A 1,526-nucleotide genomic window follows, 5' to 3' on the forward strand; every position below is an offset into this window, starting at 1 on the left:
GCCGCCTCCACCGCCTCCTGGAGGGAGAGGAGCGGCAGGACGTAGGCCTCCTCCACCTCCCGCGGATCCGCCGTCATGACCCCCGGCGAGTCGGTCACCAAAGTCACCTTCCTCGCCCCGATCTCCTTCCCCACGTAGGTGGCCGTGTAGTCGCTACCCCCGCGGCCAACGGTCGTGAAGCGGCCCTCCCCGTCCCTGCCGATGAAGCCCGTCACCACCGCCACCACCCCCGGCTCCGCGATCTCGTCCCTACGCTCCAGCCGGAGGGGCTCCGCGTTGCCGAAGTTGCTGTCCGTCACCACCGGCGCCTCGAACAGCCCCGCCTCCACCCCCATGGCCGCCAAAACTCCGTGGAGAATCCTCGCCGACAGCCTCTCGCCGAAGGAGGCGAAGTGATCTGCGGACCACGGGCCCCGCGGCGCCTTCAGAGCCGCCTCCAGTTCCCTCAATAGGGGGGCCACAGCCTCCTCCACCCCCAGCGCCCTGGCCACGGAGAGGTGTCTGTGGAGAACCTCCTCGTAGAGTAGGTAGCTCCTAGTCCGCTCAAGCTCCAGCAACATGTCCGTCACCCCCTTGATAGCCGAGACGACGACCACGGGAGGCTCCCGGTACGACGCGACGAAGGCGGCCGCCCTCTTGAAGTCAGCCGCGGAGCGGAGAAGCGACCCCCCGATCTTAACCACGGGCTTCATCGCTCCAAAAGCTCCACGAGCTCCTCGGCGTTCCTAACCTCCCTAGCCGACACCTCCACCGCGTCGGGGTCCTTCAACGCGTGTCCGGTGACCACGGCGACCACCGTCCCCCCGAGGCCGAGCTTCAGGGCAGCCGCCACCGAAGCCGCCCCGGCGGGCTCCGCCCCCAGGCCGTCCCTAGTCGCCAGGAGCCTCTGCGCCCTCATAATCTCCCCATCAGACACCTTCACGAAGAAGCCCCCCGACTCCCTCACCGCCCTCAGAGCCTTAGGCCAGTTGATAGGCCGCCCGATCTTGATAGCCGACGCCACGGTCCTCGGCTCGTCGACGAATAGAGGCTCGTCCAGCCCCCTCTCCCACGCGTCCGCCAGCGGCGCCGCCCCCTCCGCCTGCACCCCAACCATCTTGGGAAGCTTGCGGCACAGCCCCAGGGAGGCCAGCTCCCTAAACCCCTTCCAGATAGCAGATATGTTGCCGGCGTTCCCCACCGGCACCACCACGTAGTCCGGACACCCCAGCTCCTCATACACCTCAAAAGCGAGGGTCTTCTGCCCCTCCAGCCTCCACGGGTTGAAGCTGTTGAGGGGGTAGGCGTATTTAGTGCCGTAGTTAACCACGTACTCCAGCGCCTTGTCAAAAAAGCCGTTTACCATCACAAGCTCCGCACCGTGAAGCGCCGCCTGCACCAGCTTACCCCTCGCCACGTTCCCCCTCGGCAGAACCACGTAGCACCTAAGCCCAGCCCTAGCCGCGTAAGCCGCCGCAGACGCCGCGGTGTTGCCAGTGGAGGCGACAACCACCTTGTTAGCCCCGCTCTCCCTCGCCACGGTCACC

At 66.9% G+C, this 1,526-nt stretch carries 2 protein-coding genes; both read right to left on the reverse strand.

Annotated elements, in window-relative coordinates; genetic code table 11:
- Positions 1 to 692: aspartate kinase (locus tag ACP5J3_RS14505; protein ID WP_428496328.1), on the reverse strand; the 692-nt coding region annotated here is incomplete at its 3' end.
- Positions 689 to 1,526 (reverse strand): threonine synthase (gene thrC, locus ACP5J3_RS14510; protein ID WP_428496329.1); only part of this gene is annotated, 838 nt, incomplete at its 5' end. The genes thrC and ACP5J3_RS14505, both read right to left, overlap by 4 nt.

It is taken from the genome of Pyrobaculum sp., from assembly GCF_049971835.1.
Classification (GTDB): domain Archaea; phylum Thermoproteota; class Thermoprotei; order Thermoproteales; family Thermoproteaceae; genus Pyrobaculum.